Here is a 20,253-nt window from a genome sequence, read left to right as displayed (position 1 = left end):
TTGGCGCAGCAAAGTACCATGCCCACGGCATAGAGTGCCAGAAAAGTATTTGGAGCGCAGCGTCATTCGCTTTTGTTAAAGTAAGTCCTGCTCTCCGCTTTATCCCGACGAAATATCGGGGATGCCGCTCCGATCAGGGTTATAAACTTAGGCTTCTGGCACGGAAAATTAGCATAGGAGCCGAAAAATAACCAATTTTCAGTTGGCAATCTGCGGATAACAATTTAGCAATTGCTAGGCAACAGTTAACCAATTCATACAATTAACCGATTAAACATTCTCAACAATTTACACAGTAACCATCATAAGCAACATTCACAATATTTTTTTTTCTCAGGCACATTGCTTTGGCTAAACTTTTGTAGGATCAACCATAATATCTATCTATTTTAAAATTTTTAATTGAAATGACCGAAACTACCTTAGATCAGCAGTTAAATGCCCGTAAATTTGACGAAGCAAAAAGCTCGATGCAAAACGGCGAAAAACTCTCCAAAAACCTTCAAGATTATCAGAAATCATCTATTTTCGACAACCTCTTCAAAGAAAAACAATACGAAATCTTAAATATGATGGTAAAAGATAAAACCATCGAAACCGATATTTACGAATTCGACAATTTTGACAAAAGTATTTTTCATAGTATCATTTACAACCTGGGAAACGAAGATGAAGATCTTGCTTTTTTTAGCGAATTTATTGGCCACTTCGATAACCTGAACGATGAAGTAAATGCGAAAACCTTATTGGGTTATCTCTTCGAAAATGGCGTAAGTTTAGGCGTAATCAAAGCGTGTATTGATGCAGGCTGCACGACCAGTTTTAAAAACAATGCCGAGGAAAATTATATCCACCATGTGGTAAAAAGCAGTTTCCGAAGGTATAACCTCAACGACGAGCAGACTACAGATTTGCTTAAGGGTTATATCGATATCCTCATTAATGAGGGTGTCGATATCAATGAGGGCAATATAGTACAGGAAACACCTTTAATCACCGCGATTAAGTTTAACAAGAAAAATTTAATTGCACACCTGCTCGAAAACGGTGCTGATCCAAACCAAACCGATCGGGAGGGGAATTCGGCCTTCTTTTATGCAGTAGCACATGCGCAAAGCGAAAATATATACGATACGCTGCGCAATTTCTCTACACCAGAATTTGATCAGGTGAGTAAAAAAAGCGAAACATTGCTTTTCGAATATGTTCGCATGATGTCGAACAGCGAAAGCAGCATTAACTTTCTTAAAAAATTGCTAAGTGATGGTGCCGACTTATACCAGACCAGCACCTGGTACAGTGCAGATAAAACACCATTGGATGTAATTGCCGAAAAACAGGCCAATATTTTAGAAGCGGTTTTAGAAAGCGGACAGGTGGATATCAACAGAACAGATAATGAAGGGAACACCCTGTTGCATAAAGTTTGTGCCTACAACGTAAACTACGAAGCGGAAAAAGCGAAGGAAACCTATCGTAAGGTAAAACTCTTAATTGAAAACGGAGCAGATACTGCAATAAGCAACGATAAGGATCAGACGGCATTAATGCTGGCCTCTGATGATAACCTGAAAATAAAAACGGTTGAACTGCTAATGAAACAATCTTAATATATGTCGATGTCATTTATAATTGCTTGCGAAAGCGGCAAACGCAAAATAGCCGAACTTTTATTGGCAAATAACGAAGTTGAAGTGGGTTATACGGACGAAAAAGGCCGAACCGCCCTCCACTATGCTGCCCACCATGGGTATTTAGACCTGGTAAAAATTTTAATCGACCGAGGTGCAGATTTAGATTATGAAGACCACAACGGCGAAACACCTTTTTATTTTGCCTGCCTGCAAAAACAGAAACAAACTGCACTATACTTATTGGATAAAGGTGCCCGGATTGATATTAAAGACCTTAAGGGAAACAGCCTGCTGCATTTAACTGCCCAAAACGGGCAGATTGAAGTGCTGGAAAAGCTACTTGATAAAGGCCTTGACGTTAACAGCGAAAATAATGAGGCAGAAACACCCCTGCTTATCGCCTCTGCCTGGAGAAATAAGGAGGTTGTTCAAAAACTACTGGAATTTGGCGCCAACATCAATGCCACCAATAAACATGGCGATTCGCCTTTGATTTTTGCAGTTAAATCTAAAAATAATCCCATGGTTGAGCTACTTATTGATAAAGGAGCCAATATTAATCATGTTAACCATAACGGAGAATCAGCGCTGTTACTTGCCTGTTATGATGCCAACCGGATGCTCACCAAAACACTGGTAGAAAAGGGTGCAGATGTATTTGTATCTTCAAAAAATGGTTTATCGCCCATCTGGTATGCCTGCGCCAATAACCAGAAAGAAGTTGTCGAATTATTTCTTTCTAACGGTGTGGATGTAAATTATGCCAAACCACTTTCGGGGAACGACGATTCGATGTATTCGTATCTGGAGTGGGTAGAAACAGCCAATAACATTTCCGTTTCTGCCAGTTTCTCTTTTGATAATAATTATAACTATGGTGGCGAAAGTATGTTACATGTTGCCGCCAAAAGCGGTCATTTAAGTATGCTGAAATTATTATTGGAAAAAGGTGCAAATGTTAATATCCAGGATGAAAGCGGAAACACAGCTTTACATTATGCTGCTGCAAACGGCAAAAAAGATGCGGTTAAATTTTTACTCGAAAAATCTGCCGATCCGTCAATCGTAAACGTAAAAGAACAAAAACCAATCGATTATTCGAATATTAAAGGCTTTAACGAGATTACCGAACTTTTGTTAAAATACGATCCTGCAGCTAATTCTAATGTACAAGGTTCAAATACAATTTCAATAGAAAACACGGCTGAATTGCCAAAAAACGATATGGCAGCAAAAAAACAGGCATTATTAGATTTAAAAGAGTTATTAGATGCCGGAATTTTATCGCAGGAAGAATTTGATGCGGAGAAAGCAAAGATTTTGAAAGGTTGAGTTGAAACGCCAACATAGCTGATTGGCTTTAGGGTATCGTCATTGCGAGAAGGCTTTTTCAGCCGACGAAGCAATCTTATAACGATTGCTACTTGCATGCGCTTTAAGATTGCTTTCGAGAAGTTAAAACAACGTTTTGCCTCTCAATGGCAAACTTTTCTATTAATAAATATTGTCTAATAAATATTTAGTTCTAAATTTATTAGACAACATTAATGCTCATAAAATGAAAAGTATCTCCAAAATCAAACTTCAGTTATTCACTTTCGTTTTTCTTTCCGTCCTTATATATAGCTGTTCTCCCAAACTCTATGTGGATGAGAACAAACGTTATCAGGCAGGTACTTTAACTGATGCACAGATCGATTCGCTGCATACTTTTTTAAAACAAAATGAACGGCTTGCCTTAAAAGACACCATCATTATCAAATATGATTTCAATAAGGATGGTTGCTGGAACGATTTAAACTATCAAAATGCCGAATTTTTAAACAATGTAAGGTGGACTTTCCAAAAAAACATCCTCGAAAAAGCTGCCGCCCGGCCAAAGGTTGCCATTTATCAGTATCGTGAGGTAGGCGAAAGCTTCAGCCAGGTTAAATCAAAAGGCCTGGAAATAGAAACCGATCCTGGATTTTTAAAGAAACTGTTATTTCAAGAGGTAACTACCTGCGGTACCTCTGCCATTGTGCTGCCTAACGGGAAATTCTTACTGGTGAAATCCGATCCGCAATTCTCTGCGCTGTTATTAAATGCTAAAGACATTGAAACCAGGTTACTGGAAAATCTGGTAAAATAAAATCTAAATTGATCCTGAGCAATTAAAAATGATTTAACAATTCTTAACTAAATCTTTGGTTATTATGCTGTAATTTAGTTTAACTAATCGTTACAAATTATAGCTCAACCAAATACCTAAATGCTCAAGCTTCTCACCCTACTCCTGTTTATTTTAACGGGCTTTAACCTGATGGCGCAAAATAAAACCACCGTAAAAGGTATAGTTGCCGATTCATCGTCCAAAGTGCCGGTTGAATTTGCCACAGTTGCCATTGTTAATGCTAAAGATACCAGCCTAATTTCTTACACACTTACCGATAAAAACGGTGTTTTCAAATTATCAGGAATCCCGGTTGAAAGACCAACGAAACTCATTATTTCCTATGTAGGCTATACCACATTCAGGCAAATGCTCGAACTGAAAAAGGATGTAATTAAAGATTTCGGTACGGTTTTACTGGCAGGCCATCACCTCGAAGAAGTGGTGATTAAAGGAGAAAGATCGCCGGTTGTAATTAAAAAGGATACCATTGAATTTAATACTGAAGCTTTTAAAACCCGGCCTAATGCTGTTGTAGAAGAATTGCTGAGGAAATTACCTGGCGTACAGGTAAATGTGGATGGCTCCATCCTCGTAAACGGTAAATCGATCAGTAAACTGTTAATCGATGGAAAAGAATTTTTCGGCAACGATCCCAAAGTAGCGACTAAAAACCTTGATGCGGATATGGTCGATAAAATCCAGGTTTACGACGACCGCGAAAACGATCCGGATCATCTGGTGAGCGAAGCACAGGTGGCCAAAATCATCAACCTGAAGATGAAAAGCAAAATCAAGAAAAGTACACTGGGCAAAATTTATGGTGGCGGGGGCAGCAGAGACCGTTATGAAGCAGCTGGTATCCTCAGTAATTTCAGGGATACTTTGCAGGTAAGTTTAATTGGTTTGGCCAATAACCTTAACAAAACAGGCTTTTCTAGTCAGGATTTATATTCTATGGGTGGCTTCGATCGTTCTGGAGGATCGCAGTTTTACGATGGAACATTTGGCGGCAGAGGTTATGGCGGCATGGAAAATGTAGCTGCAGGCGGCTTTAATATCAACAACAATTATGGCAAAAAACTAAAACTCAACCTGGTTTATTTTTATACCCACACCGAAAGGATTTTTAACAGTCAAAATTATAACGAACAGTTTCTGCCCGATACCAAACTGGTATCTGTTTCGCAAAACAACAGCAATAATAAAAATGATAAACATGCCATTAGCGGCCTGATTGAATGGGTGCCCGATACCATTAACAGGATCAGGTACGAACCTAAATTTAATTTTGGCAGCGATAACAACCTGAATGACAATTTCGGCAACACCTCCAATACCGCATTTCCAAAACTTAGAGAAACTGCTTTTGACTCAAGATATAATGCAAACAACACCAGTTTTTCGCACAATTTTAATTATTACCGCAGGTTAAAGAAAAAAGGCGAATCATTAAATATTACAAATTTTGTTCAGTTAAATAACAATGGCGGAGATAAATTCTCGCTCTATAACATTGTTTCTTATACTGCGGATGTAGAATCGGAAAGGCAGGACCGTTATGAAGATAGCTGGAGAATATCGGGCTCAGTTGATTTATCCCTGACCTATAATTATCCGCTCATCACCGAAAAACTGATCTTAGAAACAAACATTTATTCTAAATACTCCAGCAATAAAGATCAGCTAAGTATCTTTGAAAGAAATCCACTTACCGCTGGTTACGATATTTTACAGGTAAACCTGAGCAACGATTTACAGCGTAATATTTTTACCCAAAATATCCGTCCTCAGTTATTATATAAAATAAACAAAAACTACAGTATCCGGCTCGGCGTTAAAGCCGAACTAAATGATGTGAAAAATATATTCAATTACGGGTATAACGACGTTAATCAAAAGTTTTATAATTTCTTTCCGGGTATGCGTTTTGATGGGGCAGGTTTTTCGTTCAGTTACGACGAGAGGTTAGACCTGCCTGGCATATCTCAGATGCAACCCATTGTCCGCGAATACAACTCCCTTTATAAAACAACCGGTAATCCCGATCTGGTACCCTCAAGGGTAAGGAATTTAAATTTCAATCTCTATAAATATAACCACAGTAAACAGATCAATTTTAATATTTATTCAGGTTTAAATTTCAGCAACGACGTAGTAATTCAGCAAACGCTGTTAAGTAGTGCAGGCGCAAATACCACTACTTTTGTTAACCGCAACGGAAGTACCAACGGTTACATGGGTGCAAATTTTGGCAAGCAGCTAAAAAAATCTCAGAAATGGCAGGTGGGTTTTAATACCAGTTTAAACCTGAATTTAAACAGAAGGCCTTTTATACTCAATACCGATGAAGGTTTCGAAAACAGTTTTTACACTACTTTGGGAGAAAACATCAGCTTTAATTATAATGAGTTATTAAGCGTTAACGCCAGGTATAATTTCACTAAGCAGATGACCAGGTATAAGGATGTTAATTTCAACAACGTAAATACCTACTCACATACCATCGGATCTGATTTTAGCCTTCGCTGGCCTAAAAAAATCATCCTCGATGCCAACTACTCTTATAATTACAATCCACAGATTGCGGAAGGTTTTCCCAGAAGTTCCCACCTTTTAAACCTGGCTTTGTCGCTCCAAATGCTTAAAAAAGACCGCGGACAATTGAAAATCTCGGTTTACGATCTTTTCGATCAGAACATTTCGGTAAGCAGGTATGCCTATAATAATGCGGTTAACATCTCAGATAGAGAAATATTAAAACGATACTTCCTTGTTACCTATCAGTACAAACTGAATATCTTTAAAGGAAAATAAGGAGCGCTCTCTCCTATGGAAGGTACTTTCGGGTACTTTCCTTTTTTATTTTAAGTGGGGCAATTTCGCCCGATCAAAAACATCTCCACTCATTTCGATGTTTATTTCATGAAAACTAATAAAACCAGTTCAACATGAAAAATAAAATTTTCTACACAGCAATCCTTTCAGCTTCAGTACTTTTCGGATGCCAATCCAATTCTAATAAGCAACCTCAGGGCGAAGATACCACGGTAACCACTAAAACCGGAGCAGTTGATTTACCTGCACCTGATACCAATGCCGCCAAAAGCAAATTTAGCAAGGTAATTGGCTGGCCGAAAGGAAAAACACCAATTGCTCCTGAGGGATTTGTAGTGACCAGGTTTGCATCCAATATTAAAAGCCCGCGGAACACCTATATTGCGCCAAATGGTGATGTACTGGTGGCGCTTTCCAATTCAGAGAGAAGCGCAGCAGAATCTGTAGCCAATACGGTTACCGGAAAAGCCAAATCTGAGGTTCCCGGAAAAAGTGCCAATACCATTTTGCTTTATCGTGATGACAATAAAGACGGCAAACCGGAAACCGTAACCACATTTTTAAACGGCCTTAACCAGCCTTTCGGCATGCTGATTATCGGCAATTCATTTTATGTAGCAAACACCGATGGTTTGTGGCAATATCCTTATAAAACAGGCGATACCAAAATAACTGCAACAGGTAAAAAGATTCTGAGCCTTCCGGCGGGTGGTTATAACAATCACTGGACAAGAAACCTCATCACCAATGCAGATAAAAGCAAGATTTATGTAACCGTTGGATCAGGCAGTAACGTAGGCGAAAACGGAATGGAAAACGAAGTAAGAAGAGCCAATATATTGGAAATTAATCCAGATGGAACCGGAGAAAAAATTTATGCAAGCGGTTTACGCAACCCGGTAGGCGTAGATTGGGCACCAACAACGAATATGTTATGGACAGCGGTTAACGAGCGTGATGGCCTTGGCGATGATCTTGTGCCTGATTACATTACAAGTGTGAAACCCGGTGCTTTTTATGGCTGGCCTTTTTCTTACTATGGTCAAAATGAAGATCCGCGTTTAAAAGGCAAAAATCCTGACATGGTAAAAAAAGCCATAGCGCCCGATGTTGCCGTTGGTGCACATACCGCTTCTTTAGGCCTTGCTTTTTATAAAGCCACAAAATTTCCACAAAAATACCAGGGTGGTGCCTTTATCGGTCAGCACGGTTCGTGGAACAGGTCTGCAATTTCTGGTTATAAGGTAGCTTTCGTACCATTTAAGGATGGTAAACCAACAGGAAAACCTGAAGATTTTTTAACCGGTTTTATTGCAGATGCAGATAAAGCAGAAGTTTATGGCCGTCCGGTTGGCGTTACACTCACACCAGATGGTGCATTACTGGTAGCTGATGATGTTAGCGGCGTAATTTGGAAAGTAGCAGCAAAATAGTTTATCAATTAGCCACAGATTAGCAGAATATACGGTAAATTTAGCTGCCAATCTGTGGTTAAAACATCAATCCTCCTTATCTTGAAATCAAACCTTACGCTACTATTAATTTTATCTGCATTTACGGGTTTAGCACAAACTGTTAAACAAGATTCGACCAAAAAACTTGAAGATATTACGGTAAAAGGTTATTATAACCGCCAGCCTTTGTTAAGATCGGTATCGGCGGTAAGTTTAATTGATAGCAGTTTAATCAGAAACCAGCAAAGCAACTCTTTAGTAAGTACGTTAAATGCCACGCCTGGCGTACGGATGGAAGAACGCTCCCCAGGCAGTTACCGTTTATCTCTTCGTGGCAGTTTATTACGTTCGCCATTTGGCATCAGAAATGTTAAAATTTATGTAGATGATTTCCCCCTAACCGATGCAGGTGGCAATACCTATTTAAATGCCTTGGATGTTGCTGCGGTTGGTACCATGGAAATTTACAAAGGACCAGAAGCCAGCATATTCGGTGCCAATACAGGTGGTGCGCTTTTAATCAACCCGCCAGGTTTAGGCAATAATGAAGTCAGTATTTCTGCTAATGCAGGTTTTTATGGTTTGTTCCATCAAACGGCAGACATCAAACATCAATTTAAAAATTACAGTTTCAGTTTTAGCGAAGGCTATCAGAAAAGTGATGGTTACCGCCAGAACAGTGCGATGGACAGAAAATATTTCCAGACTTTTCAGCAATGGAATTACAGTACTGCCGGCAATTTAAAGGTTTTTGCCTTCTACAGCGATTTAGGCTATAACACACCGGGCGGATTAACAGCCAGCCAGTTAGAGCAGGACCCTAAACTGGCACGTCCGGCTACACCTACCATACCGGGAGCCATTTCGCAGCAGGCGGCTATTTACAACAAAACTATTTTTGGAGGCTTATCCAATTCTTATCAGTTTAATCCTCATTTTAAACATGTTATTGCCTTATTTACCACCTATACCGATTTCAAAAATCCATTTATAACCAATTACGAAAAAAGGTACGAAAGCACCTTAGGTTTAAGGACATTCCTGGACTATGTACAGGTACGAAAAGATTTTAAATTTAACGCACAGATTGGATTAGAAAGTTCGGGAACAAAAAGCCAGATTAAGAATTTCAATAATAACGGCGGTGAGGCTACCGCTATGCAGGCATCTGACCGCTTAAAAGCCAGGCAGGATTTTGCTTATTTGCGGTTAAATTTCGACCTCAGCAATAAATTTCTGATCGAACTTGCTTCAAGTTTAAATTTCTACCGGTATAATTACGAAAGTTATTTCCCTGTGGAAATTGCCTCAAAACACAGGAAATTTGATACCCAGTTTATGCCAAAAGCAGCGGTATCTTACCTCATCACTTCTGATTTTTCGGCCAGGGCTTCGGTGAGCAAAGGTTATTCGCCTCCAACCATTGCAGAAGTAAGGTCATCTGATAACAATATCAATAATGACCTGCAGGCAGAATTAGGCTGGAATTACGAGCTGGGGCTGCGTTATAAAACCAAAAATAACCGCTTTTACGCTAATGGAAATCTATTTAGTTACCATTTGAAGGATGCTATAGTTAGACGGTTAAATCAAAACGATGCCGAGTATTTTATCAATGCCGGAGGAACCAAACAACAAGGCATTGAACTGGAAACTGCCATCTGGATCATCAGAAACGATGCTTCTTTTTTAACCAGCTTACAGCTGAGAAGTAATTATACCTTTAGCCATTTTAGGTTCGAAAATTTTGTAAGTGGTACTACGGCCTTTAGTGGCAATAAACTTACCGGTGTTCCGGAAAGTATTTTAGTAAATAGTTTAGAGTTTAATTTTCCGAAAGCATTTTACCTGTTTGTGCAACACAATTATACGTCTTCCATCCCTTTAAATGATGCCAACACTGTTTTTGCTAAAAGATATCACCTGGTTGAAAGCAAATTAGGCATCAGGAATTTAAAAATAAATAAAACCCGTTTAGATTTATTTGCCGGGGTAAATAACCTGCTCAATGTAAATTACAGTTTAGGTAACGACTTAAATGCGGCAAATGGAAGGTATTTCAACCCTGCGGCAGGAATCAATTTTTATACAGGTCTTTCGGTCAGATTATAAATAAAAAACCGCATCTGTAAAAAACTTTACAGGATGCGGGTGAGCATTATTTAAAAAATTTTTTATTTCTCATTTTCTTTTATTGCCACATCGTTAACAATAATATCAAAGCTATAACGCTTCGTTCCGTCCTTTGCATCATAAGTATTAGTCTGCAGCCTTCCCTCTATCGTTAAGCCTGTACCTTTTTTAATCTGTGCCTCAGCAATATCAGCTTTAGAATTCCAGAAAGTCAGATTAAACCATTGTACCTTTTTAATTTCCTCGCCTGAAGAGTTTTTATATGATTCGTTTACAGCAAGGTTAACCTTCGCTAATTTTTGATTCATAACTGTTTTCACCTCTGCATCTGCACCTGCAAACCCACTTAATACTACTTTGTTAATTGCGCTTTCCATGATTCTAAATTTTAAGTTTCTAAATGTTTAAAGAACAGCTGCCACTTCGGCAACCGACAGGAACAAAATTGCGAACAAGACCAGAATTTAGTCGGATTGTAAATATTTATAGTCGTTTATAAACGTTTATAAACGAATAAAGCCTCTTTACTGCCTTAAATGAGGGTTTATATTTTTTTTCTTTCGATCATTTTATTTTATAAATTTGATCATCATCCCATAATAAAAAAAGGTATTATTATGGAACGCTTATGTTTAGATTGCGGAACGCCGATAAAAGGGAGAGCCGATAAAAAATTCTGCGACGATTCTTGTCGCAATAATTACAATAACCGCTTAAAAACCGAGGATCATCTCGTACTTAGGCGCATTAACAGTATTTTAAAAAAGAACCGTACCATTCTTGCACAATTTAACCCGAATGGCAAGGCGAAAATTAGCCGTAAAAAATTAATTTCGGCAGGTTTTAATTTTGACTACCATACTTATAGCTATGAAACACAAAATGGAAATTGCTATATCTTTTGCTATGAATACGGCTATCTGCTTTTAAATAATGAAAAAGTATTATTAGTTAAAAGAGAAGAAAGCCTTTGGCTGGCTTAATTAGCTTTATTTTTTTATTCCTGATGAGATGTTTAGATTTATCGCCCGATGATAAATTACAATAACAAGCACTTCAGGCCAGTAAGTAATACCGAAAATGGGGAAACTTCGGCAGAAACAATCTTTAAATATCAACAAACAGGAAATATCTTAACTTCAGCGTATGCAGGAGGAAGGATTATTTATGGACATTTAATTGGCCTGGGAGATGAAAATGGTCAGATCGAGATGCGTTACCACCAGGTAAACGATAAAGGCAAACTTATGACCGGAATTTGCAATTTAAGGCCTGAACAACTGGCAATGGTAAAATCAGACTTTATAAAACATGGAAATGGACTTCGGGAGATCAATCGGAATGACAATCGATTATTGAAGAAATAGATTTTGGACAGGTTGATCGCTCAGAAATTTCTTAATGATAACAGACCCTAATTAACAACTAACCTCCTGAGCACAGCCAATTTAAGATCAACAGATAACCTTTACCTGAATGCTGTAGCTAAATTAAACTGAGCAAGTTTCGGGTAGCTTACCCTTTCTTTCCACACTACTTTTGGATATAAATTATTCAATACCATGAAAGCACAAGAAGAAATCAATTTCAACAGGATCGCTGAGGCAATTAGTTATATCAAAGCTAATTTTAAAACACAGCCTGGTTTGGAAGAAATTGCAGAAAAAGTAAATTTAAGTCCCTTCCATTTTCAAAGGTTATTTAGCGAATGGGCAGGTACCACACCAAAACGTTTTTTGCAGTACATCAGCATCGGCTATGCCAAAGAAATGCTGAAAGACAATCATACTTTATTTGATACAGCCTTAGAAACCGGTTTATCAGGTACCAGCAGGTTACACGATCTTTTTGTAAACATTGAAGGGATGACACCCGGAGAATATAAAAACGGCGGCGAAAACCTCCATATTAATTATAGTTTTGCAGAGAGCCCGTTCGGGAATATTATTGTAGCCAGTACACCGAAAGGGATCTGCCATATAGCTTTTTATGATGATGAAACACTTGCTCTTAACAATCTTCAACGTCAGTTTCCGGCAGCTAAATATCAGCTGATATTAGACAAGGAGCAACAGAATGCATTATACATTTTTAACCACGACTGGAGTAAACTGCACCAGATTAAACTCCATTTAAAAGGTACAGATTTCCAGTTAAAAGTATGGGAAGCCCTGCTAAAAATCCCGATGGGTAAATTAAGCACTTATGGAACCATTGCCAGGCAACTTCAAAACCCTAATGCATCAAGAGCAGTTGGTACAGCCATAGGCGATAACCCCGTAGCCTTTTTAATCCCCTGCCATCGTGTAATTCAAACCAGCGGTGCTTTGGGTGGATACCATTGGGGGGTGGATAGAAAAACAGCGATAATTGGTTGGGAAGCCGCACAAATTAATCAGGGATAACAATGGGTAAAAACAACATACAAACATTGGATTTATTCGGCACAGCCATAAATACTGACCAAAACCTTCTTCCGTATGATGGAACGGTAAATTATTTCGGGAAATTATTTTCACAACAGGAGGCAGATTACTATTTCGACGTATTGATGAATACCATTGAATGGAAAAATGACGAAGCCTTTATTATGGGCAAACACATCATTACCAAAAGAAAAGTGGCCTGGTATGGAGATGAAGCCTATTCATATACCTATTCTAATAAATCGAAACTGGCTTTACCGTGGACAAAAGAACTGCTTGAACTTAAAAAAATTTCGGAAGCACAAACGGGCGTAATTTATAACTCCTGCCTGCTTAATTTATACCACAATGGTGATGAAGGCATGGCCTATCACAGCGATGATGAAAAAGCCCTGGCGAAAGATTCTGCCATCGCATCTTTAAGTTTTGGTGCGGAAAGAAGATTCCTTTTTAAACATAAACAGAGTAAAGAAACCATCACACTTTTTTTGGAACACGGGAGCTTGCTGGTGATGAAAGATGAAACCCAAACAAACTGGCTACACCGCCTGCCCCCTACTAAAAAAGTAAATCAGCCAAGAGTAAACCTCACCTTTAGAACAATGGTGGTTTAATCCTGACTGATTTAATTAAATGATGAGGAATGGTTCGTAAAGGCAGTAGCATCTTACAAAACGCTTTGGTTCGTGTCTTTACGAACCAAAGCGTTTTATTAAGCTTAAATATTTTGTTTAGTGCTTAAACTCTTTAATATCAACAATGCGATCATCATCTGCATTTTTCTTTAAGAAAGATGTTCCATGTGCATTGGCCACCCAGGTATAATCTCGTTGGATATTTCCTACCAATGTTTCAGGCTGGCTGGTTAATGATGCAGGTAAAGGCAGGTTAAAGGTTTCTACGGTTTTGGTATTTACCTGATATAACGAATTAGCAGTTAAAAATGCCAATGTTGTTTTATCGCTTGAGTACATAAAGAATTTTCCCTGAATACGCTCATCCTCTTTTTGACGTTTGACTGGATAAACCCTGGAGTTGATTGTGGTAATAAAAAAATCGTTGTTCACCAGCAGATTACTTCTGGTTAATTCTTCTAAACCATTGGTATATTTCTGATCCTCAGCTCCTTTTGATGGTTTGTTCAAACTTACCACTTCTGTTTTTCCTCCGTTAACATAAATGATATAAAAAGGACTCATTTTATCCTTTCCATTGTCACTTTGAACTAAAACAGCTGTTTTTTGAGTATTGATAAAAGAAGCGACCTTAAATTTCTTGGTTGCAGCATTTGGTACATCATCAATGGTGATGGTGGTATCTCTGGTATTAATGGCGAAACGATCAGCAGCAGCTAATTTGCCCGAATCGGTTTTTACAATGGTTAAAATGTCTTTGGTTCCTTTTGGAAATACATTAAAATCGTCACTCGCCGAAAATGCGCGTGCTTTAAAAGTTTTTTCAGAATTGCCTCCGCAGCCAAATAAAACAACGGAAAGAAAGAGTGCATAAAGCGTAATTTTCATGGGTTTAGTTTTTTATTTTTTTTCGCTAATTTAAAATCTTTATTGCTTTTATGTTATCAAAGTCACCAGAAAATTACGGCTTTTAGTTAAAATCTTGATTGGCAGCATTTTTAACCGCAAAAAGCGCGAAGTGAAGGCCTAAAGAACGTAACGTTAAAACCTGCCATCATTCCTTTTACATTAGCCAAACTAAATTCCTATTTTTGATTAAATCATCATCCAATGCCGGGCTCAGCAAATTTTTTAACCAAAAATAAAAGCATCATCTTATATGGCGTTTTTCTGGCCTTAATGCTATTTTTATTGAAATGGTTAGAGCTCCGTTTTCTGATCATCAGCCACGCTTTCGAGATTTATGCAGGCGCAATAGCCATAATTTTTACTGCACTTGGTATTTGGCTGGCCTTAAAATTAACCAAACCTAAAACGGTACTGATTGAAAAAGAAATTTTCACTCCACGTTCTGAAACTTTTATTCTCAATGAAAAGGAACTGATGAGACTTAACATCAGCAAAAGGGAACTGGAAGTTTTGCAATTGATGTCGGAAGGATTGAGCAATCAGGAAATTGCATCCAGGCTATTTGTTTCATTAAATACGATAAAAACGCATAACGCAAGGCTGTTCGAAAAACTGGAGGCGAAACGCAGAACGCAGGCCATAGAAACTGCAAAAAAACTTAACCTTATTCCTTAATTTAATTAGCACTTTAGTATTAAATAGACCGGTTTTCTAAAAAATCACCCTAAAGTATGAAGGCAAAAAAGATTAATCGAACCAATTTTGTGGCTTAAACCAATAAAAAAATCAAACATGAAAAAGAACGTAATTGTATTTGGATTAATTGCCGGCATCATCGTATCCGTATTAATGGTATTTTCTATAAGCAGGTGTTATAACGATCCGAGCCTGGAGCACAGCATGCTTATCGGTTATGCCTCGATGGTATTAGCCTTTTCTTTTATTTTTGTAGGAATCAAAAATTACCGCGATAAATACAATGATGGATTAATCACTTTTGGCAAAGCACTTAAAATCGGGCTTTTAATCAGCTTAATTGCTTCCACCATCTATGTAATTGTGTGGCTGATTGATTTTTACGTATTTATTCCAGATTTTATGGACAGATACGTTGCTCAGGCCTTAAGGGAAGCTAAAGAAAGCGGTGCATCAGCAACAGAACTTGCCAACAAAGCAAAAGAATTGGCTTCGGGTAAGGAAATGTATAAAAATCCGGTTATGGTTATACTATTTACTTACATGGAAATTTTACCAGTAGGTATTTTGATTTCATTTGTGGCCGCGCTGATTTTAAAAAGAAAACCAGATACACCAATAGTTGCAAAGACAATTTAATTAAATGATCACTACCGAAGAGATTACAAAGAAAAGGCACATCGGGTACAGAGATGCTGTAAATAAAATTCCATCATCCGTTTTACATCTTCCATCCTTTCTATGCCCTAGCTAAACGCCATCACTTCGGACCCCGGACTGCCGACTGCCGACTTCCGACTAAAGACTAGAGACTAAAGACTCAAAACTTCCAGATCTCTTCGCAATTTATTTAAATTTTGATGAACAAAACCACACCAGATATGAAGATTTTTGCAGAAACGGAACGTTTAATATTACGCGAGCTGTTGCCCGAAGATGCAGCAGGTATGTTTGAAATGGATGGCGATCCTGAAGTTCACCTTTTTTTGGGCAATAAACCAGTTCAATCCATCGAACAAAGTAAAGCAGATATTGAGTTTATCAGAAACCAGTATATCGAAAATGGCATTGGCAGATGGGCGGTAATTGAAAAGGCTAGTGGTGATTTTATTGGCTGGGCAGGATTAAAATTAATTAAGGAAACCAATAACAACCACAGTAATTATTACGATTTGGGCTACCGGTTCAGCAAGCGTTTTTGGGGTAAAGGTTACGCTACCGAAGCTGCTGCAGCAACAAGAGATTATGGATTTAATGAACTCAGGCTTAATGAAATTATCGGCATAGCAGATATCAGTAACCTCGGCTCTATCCATGTGCTCGAAAAGACCGGCTTAAAACGGATTTCCATTTTCGATTACCACGGTAAACAGCACCATTGGATGAAGATTGAAAAACAAGCTTAAATTATCCGGTTATAAATCCTAATTTCGCAAAAAATCGAAAAACATGGAAACTAAAGACAGCAACGGCAATATTTTAAATGAAGGCGATTCGGTTACCGTAATCAAAACGTTAAAAGTTAAAGGGATGGCCAGCGATATTAAACAAGGTACAGCCGTTAAAAACATCCGTTTAACCGACGATCCTAAAGCTATTGAAGGTAAAGTAAACGGAACCGTTCTGGTGTTAAAAACCGAATTTCTGAAAAAGAAAAACTAACAACCAAGTACCCGAAAGGTCTCCATATTTTATTGGTTTAGTTTTTGATGGTAATAAAGGAAATCATTTAACCTTATTATTATGAAACAATTTATCCTCTGTGGAATGCTGCTTTTTTTATTAAGCTCTTGTAGAGAGAAACTGGATCCTGCAAGCTTGAACAATACCAAATGGGAGTTAACAGAATTACCAGGTTTAACTTTGCCGGCATCGGCTAAAGCAACCTTAAACTTTGCCGACAGCTTAAAGGTAAGTGGTAAATCTTTTTGCAACAGTTATGGCGGTCAGGCCGAAATTGCAGACAATAAAATAACGGTTAAAAATGTTTTCGGTACCAGAATGTTCTGTCAGGAAACTGATGCTGCAGAACGTTCTTACCTACATGCTTTAAACCAGGTAAACGGAGCTAAGGTAAAAGAAAACAAACTTTTTTTATTAAACGGTGATAAAACGCTACTGGTTTTCACCAAAACGAACTAAATCTTTACCATCATAAAAAAGGCTGAATAAAGTATTTTTACTATTTTCGGCCTTTTGAGTTTAACGCAGGAATAATGCCATCGATAACAAAAGATCTGAAGTTCTTTTTCTCAACCGTAAAGAATGCATTTAATTTATTTCAACAAAATGATCCTTTACGCCTTGCCGGTGCAACTGCTTTTTTTACCAATTTTGCCCTTCCGCCAATCCTGATTATCCTCATCAGGCTTTTCGGGATGTTTACCGATAGAAGATTATTGGCTACACACCTTTTCGAACGTCTGGCCAGTATTCTCGACAATGCCAGCATCACGCAGATCAGAACAACTTTAAAAAATATCCGCGGTATTGATCAGGCCTGGTATGTTACCCTGTTCAGTTTTATATTTTTTCTTTTTGTAGCTACCACTTTGTTCAACGTAATCAAAAACTCCTTGGAGCAGATCTGGAATATTGGACAGAAAGATAAAAAAGGCATTATCAACACCTTAAAATCCAGGGCCATATCGGTTACCATTATCCTGCTGGCCGGAATATTATTTTTTATCGGATTACTGGCTGATAGCGTTCAGGCATTTATTGGGGCCTATTTAAAAGATGGGGCACCGTCAGTCGGGTTAATTTTAACCTCAGTAATTAACCAGTTCGTGTTTGTACTGATTGTAACAACATGGTTTACCATCTTATTCAGGTATTTAACCAACGGAAGACCGACATGGCGGGCAGCCATTTCGGGTGGATTATTAACCGGATGCCTGTTTACTGCAGGGAAGTATATTTTAAGGATTTTATTACCGCTGAGTAATATCAGTAATATTTATGGATCGGCAGGATCGATTATCGTAATTATGCTTTTCGTATTTTATTCTTCGCTGATATTCTATTTCGGTGCTTCATTTATAAAAGCATTGAGTGTTGGCAGGGCGACACCGATTATACCTAAAAACGGATCATTTGCGTACGAACTAACTGAAGTTGAACTGGAAAAGGAAGACTAAAATATTATTCCTCAACAGGAAGCCATAAAAGCCAATTATACCGCCAGGTTTTTAATCAGTTTATCGAGCAAGGTTTTCAATTGGATCATTTCTTCCAGGTTTATGCCCAGGTGATCGCCAAGCTGAGTCCTTAAAACCGGTGCTTTTTCTTTTAGTGCCAATCCCTTCCCGGTAAGTGATATCACAATACTTCTTTCATCTTTTAAAGACCTGACACGCTCTACAAGTCCGGTTTCCTGCATCCGTTTTAGCAAAGGGGTTAAGGTATTCGATTGCAGCATTAATTTCTCCGAAAGCAGGCTGAGGCTCACCGAATCAGTCTCCCATAATACCATCAAAACCAGATATTGCGGGTAGGTTATGCCCAGCGTATCGAGCACAGGCTGATAACATTTGGTTACCAACCTCGAAGCAGCATAAAGGGGAAAACACAATTGATTTTCCAGTTTAAAAGATTCGTCTATTTCCATCAGAAGGTTTTGTTTAACAATATTAAACCAATAATTATTCAGCTAAGTAAATCATTTTCGCCGGAATTCTTTATCAATAGCATAATCCATATAGATTCGTTATTGGGAGGTACGAAGCAATCTTACAACTATCGCTACCAGCGAACGCATTAAGATTGCTTCATGCAAATGAAAAATTAGATTAGCAATAACGATTTAAAGCCTTTATATTAAATAACTTCCAGTTTAACATCAATGTTTCCACGGGTTGCATTTGAGTATGGGCATATGGTATGCGTTTTCTCTACCAATTGTTGTGCTTGTGTAGTCTCAATCCCCGGGATATGTACCTGTAAAGAAACCCCCAATTTGAAGCCGACATTTCCATCCGGATGCAAAGAAACATTAGCTTTAACCGTAGATGGTGCTTCAGGCTTCACCTTTTCCTGGTGCATAATTAAGTTTAATGCGCTATCAAAGCAAGCCGCATACCCACCAGCAAAAAGCTGTTCAGGATTGGTATATCCATCACCATTGCCACCCAACTCTTTTGGCATTCTCACTTCCAGTTCTAAAACGCCATTCTCACTTGTTATTTTTCCATTACGTCCACCAGTTACAGTAGCACTTGTTTCATACAATGTTTTCATGTTATATATTTTATTTTAAATCGCAAGCGATTATATCGTTTACGACACAAATGTAATCAACTATTTGATAAAAGCAAATTTTATCTTTTATAAATAATATCCTGAAAGTTTAAGGCATAAAAAAAGGTGTCCATTTTACAATGAACACCTTCTCAGTTTTATTAATTTCTATTATAAAATTCTATATCCTAAGCCTATAGTAAATAAGTTTAGCTTGGTACCCGGATAACCCGCTTTATTAATTTTAGATAATCCCAGTTCGTAACGTGCGTCAAAACTTAACTTTTTAATGTCAAGTCCGGCACCGAACTGCCAGGCTAAAGCCTGATTTTTAAAATCGGCGCGGAATACACTTCCAGCCGCCTGACTGAAACTCTGGTTTTCATCTAAAATCAGCGAAAACATTGGTCCGGTGTTTAAACGTACACCAATACCGGCTGCACCGAATTTAGTACCCACCAATAGAGGCACATCTAAACTTGTAAACCTCACTTTATTTACCTCGCCTGTTGCATCGCTTACTAAATTTGCTTTCTTGCCAGAAACATAAAGTTCCGGCTGGAAGTAAACGCCTGCAGCACCTACCCTCGCCCAAAGGCCGCCATAAAAACCTGCGCGGTTTTCACTGCTAAAAGTGTTATCACTGTCAAATTTCGAAAAATTTGCTCCAGCTTTAATGCCCAGCTGGAATGATGGCAATACCTGTGCACTTGCAAAAAGGCCTGCCAGTAAAAATGCAACGGTTAAAGATAAAAATTTCATATACGATTAATTTAGCTGGTGGCGTTGTTAATAGCTTCTTGTTCTTTTAAAGCATCAACATTGTTTTTATCACCAAAGGTTTGTGTTTTTCCTGCAAAGTAATCTAAAATTCCTGAGATAGTATCTAAGTTATCTGCTAAATTTTGATGTATATCCGGTAAATCTTTTTCAAGGCGGCTATCGCCCAGTTCGATATTATCTACTTCAATTTTTCCAATTTTCTGAATAAGTGCTTGCTGAGAGTTTTGTAAATCTTCCAATTCACGCACAATTTTTTCCATTAATTCATACTTCTTTAAAGTGTTCATAGGTTTTATATTTTAGTTCAACTATTCTGTATAAACCGTTTAGCATTTATTTTGTTTGATTTCATCC

22 protein-coding genes are annotated in these 20,253 nt (G+C 38.0%); 16 read left to right on the top strand and 6 right to left on the bottom strand.

Annotated features, from left to right (window positions below):
- Positions 1-407 precede the first annotated feature (407 nt).
- From ACTJKC_RS05655 to ACTJKC_RS05630, 6 genes are all read left to right on the top strand, one after another.
- Positions 408-1,610, top strand: coding sequence for an ankyrin repeat domain-containing protein (locus ACTJKC_RS05655; protein ID WP_440790656.1), 1,203 nt, complete (start codon positions 408-410; stop codon positions 1,608-1,610).
- A gap of 9 nt (positions 1,611-1,619) precedes the next feature.
- Positions 1,620-2,966: an ankyrin repeat domain-containing protein gene (locus ACTJKC_RS05650; protein ID WP_440790655.1), complete on the top strand. Its 1,347-nt coding sequence runs from the start codon at positions 1,620-1,622 to the stop codon at positions 2,964-2,966.
- A gap of 226 nt (positions 2,967-3,192) precedes the next feature.
- Positions 3,193-3,765, top strand: coding sequence for a hypothetical protein (locus ACTJKC_RS05645; RefSeq protein WP_440790654.1), 573 nt, complete (start codon positions 3,193-3,195; stop codon positions 3,763-3,765).
- A 120-nt stretch (positions 3,766-3,885) separates the two neighbouring features.
- A complete protein-coding gene (locus ACTJKC_RS05640; protein WP_440790653.1) occupies positions 3,886-6,603 on the top strand; it encodes an outer membrane beta-barrel protein in 2,718 nt (905 codons plus the stop codon).
- 134 nt (positions 6,604-6,737) lie between these two features.
- Entirely contained in the window at positions 6,738-8,057 is a 1,320-nt protein-coding gene (locus tag ACTJKC_RS05635; RefSeq protein ID WP_440790652.1) for a PQQ-dependent sugar dehydrogenase, read from the top strand.
- A gap of 81 nt (positions 8,058-8,138) precedes the next feature.
- Positions 8,139-10,190, top strand: coding sequence for a TonB-dependent receptor (locus ACTJKC_RS05630; protein WP_440790651.1), 2,052 nt, complete (start codon positions 8,139-8,141; stop codon positions 10,188-10,190).
- Positions 10,191-10,252: 62 nt separating this feature from the next.
- Here the strand turns inward: ACTJKC_RS05630 and ACTJKC_RS05625 are convergent, their stop codons facing one another.
- Positions 10,253-10,588, bottom strand: a complete 336-nt coding sequence (locus tag ACTJKC_RS05625; protein WP_344849120.1) for a single-stranded DNA-binding protein — start codon at positions 10,586-10,588, stop codon at positions 10,253-10,255.
- 240 nt (positions 10,589-10,828) lie between these two features.
- On the opposite strand from ACTJKC_RS05625, the gene ACTJKC_RS05620 reads away from it, so the two are divergent.
- From ACTJKC_RS05620 to ACTJKC_RS05605, 4 genes are all read left to right on the top strand, one after another.
- The gene (locus ACTJKC_RS05620; protein ID WP_344849118.1) at positions 10,829-11,194 is read left to right on the top strand and encodes a DUF2116 family Zn-ribbon domain-containing protein; all 366 of its coding nucleotides are present in this window, start codon (positions 10,829-10,831) and stop codon (positions 11,192-11,194) included.
- Positions 11,195-11,242: 48 nt separating this feature from the next.
- Entirely contained in the window at positions 11,243-11,578 is a 336-nt protein-coding gene (locus ACTJKC_RS05615) for a n-acetylglutamate synthase (RefSeq protein WP_440790650.1), read from the top strand.
- Positions 11,579-11,773: 195 nt separating this feature from the next.
- Positions 11,774-12,616, top strand: coding sequence for a methylated-DNA--[protein]-cysteine S-methyltransferase (locus tag ACTJKC_RS05610; protein WP_440790649.1), 843 nt, complete (start codon positions 11,774-11,776; stop codon positions 12,614-12,616).
- Positions 12,617-12,618: 2 nt separating this feature from the next.
- Complete coding sequence (locus tag ACTJKC_RS05605; protein ID WP_440790648.1) at positions 12,619-13,251, top strand: alpha-ketoglutarate-dependent dioxygenase AlkB family protein; 633 nt, start codon at positions 12,619-12,621, stop codon at positions 13,249-13,251.
- Positions 13,252-13,368: 117 nt separating this feature from the next.
- Here ACTJKC_RS05605 and ACTJKC_RS05600 read toward each other — a convergent pair whose 3' ends face one another.
- Entirely contained in the window at positions 13,369-14,160 is a 792-nt protein-coding gene (locus ACTJKC_RS05600) for a hypothetical protein (protein WP_440790647.1), read from the bottom strand.
- A gap of 222 nt (positions 14,161-14,382) precedes the next feature.
- On the opposite strand from ACTJKC_RS05600, the gene ACTJKC_RS05595 reads away from it, so the two are divergent.
- The 6 genes from ACTJKC_RS05595 to ACTJKC_RS05570 all read left to right on the top strand — a co-directional run bounded on the left by ACTJKC_RS05595 (position 14,383) and on the right by ACTJKC_RS05570 (position 18,017).
- Complete coding sequence (locus ACTJKC_RS05595) at positions 14,383-14,856, top strand: response regulator transcription factor (protein WP_440790646.1); 474 nt, start codon at positions 14,383-14,385, stop codon at positions 14,854-14,856.
- 117 nt (positions 14,857-14,973) lie between these two features.
- On the top strand, positions 14,974-15,516 hold the full coding sequence (locus ACTJKC_RS05590; protein ID WP_440790645.1) for a DUF4199 domain-containing protein: 543 nt from the start codon (positions 14,974-14,976) through the stop codon (positions 15,514-15,516).
- 221 nt (positions 15,517-15,737) lie between these two features.
- On the top strand, positions 15,738-16,283 hold the full coding sequence (locus ACTJKC_RS05585; RefSeq protein ID WP_440790644.1) for a GNAT family N-acetyltransferase: 546 nt from the start codon (positions 15,738-15,740) through the stop codon (positions 16,281-16,283).
- Between the two features lie 43 nt (positions 16,284-16,326).
- The gene (locus ACTJKC_RS05580; protein WP_025144571.1) at positions 16,327-16,539 is read left to right on the top strand and encodes an alkylphosphonate utilization protein; all 213 of its coding nucleotides are present in this window, start codon (positions 16,327-16,329) and stop codon (positions 16,537-16,539) included.
- 81 nt (positions 16,540-16,620) lie between these two features.
- On the top strand, positions 16,621-17,019 hold the full coding sequence (locus tag ACTJKC_RS05575) for an META domain-containing protein (protein WP_440790643.1): 399 nt from the start codon (positions 16,621-16,623) through the stop codon (positions 17,017-17,019).
- Positions 17,020-17,093: 74 nt separating this feature from the next.
- Positions 17,094-18,017, top strand: a complete 924-nt coding sequence (locus tag ACTJKC_RS05570; RefSeq protein WP_440790642.1) for a YihY/virulence factor BrkB family protein — start codon at positions 17,094-17,096, stop codon at positions 18,015-18,017.
- A gap of 35 nt (positions 18,018-18,052) precedes the next feature.
- On the opposite strand, the gene ACTJKC_RS05565 is transcribed toward ACTJKC_RS05570, so the two are convergent.
- The 4 genes from ACTJKC_RS05565 to ACTJKC_RS05550 form a co-directional block, all read right to left on the bottom strand.
- On the bottom strand, positions 18,053-18,487 hold the full coding sequence (locus tag ACTJKC_RS05565) for a MarR family winged helix-turn-helix transcriptional regulator (RefSeq protein ID WP_344849097.1): 435 nt from the start codon (positions 18,485-18,487) through the stop codon (positions 18,053-18,055).
- A 209-nt stretch (positions 18,488-18,696) separates the two neighbouring features.
- Positions 18,697-19,116 carry an organic hydroperoxide resistance protein gene (locus ACTJKC_RS05560; protein ID WP_440790641.1) on the bottom strand — a complete coding sequence of 140 codons (420 nt, stop codon included), beginning with the start codon at positions 19,114-19,116 and terminating at the stop codon, positions 18,697-18,699.
- 171 nt (positions 19,117-19,287) lie between these two features.
- Positions 19,288-19,878 (bottom strand): porin family protein, encoded by a 591-nt coding sequence (locus tag ACTJKC_RS05555; RefSeq protein WP_344849095.1) that lies wholly within the window; start codon positions 19,876-19,878, stop codon positions 19,288-19,290.
- Positions 19,879-19,889: 11 nt separating this feature from the next.
- Positions 19,890-20,186 (bottom strand): hypothetical protein, encoded by a 297-nt coding sequence (locus ACTJKC_RS05550; RefSeq protein ID WP_344849094.1) that lies wholly within the window; start codon positions 20,184-20,186, stop codon positions 19,890-19,892.
- Between the last annotated feature and the right edge of the window lie 67 nt (positions 20,187-20,253).

It is taken from the genome of Pedobacter sp. 22226, from assembly GCF_052045455.1.
GTDB lineage: Bacteria > Bacteroidota > Bacteroidia > Sphingobacteriales > Sphingobacteriaceae > Pedobacter > Pedobacter jeongneungensis.
This window is presented reverse-complemented; position numbering and strand designations above follow the sequence as displayed.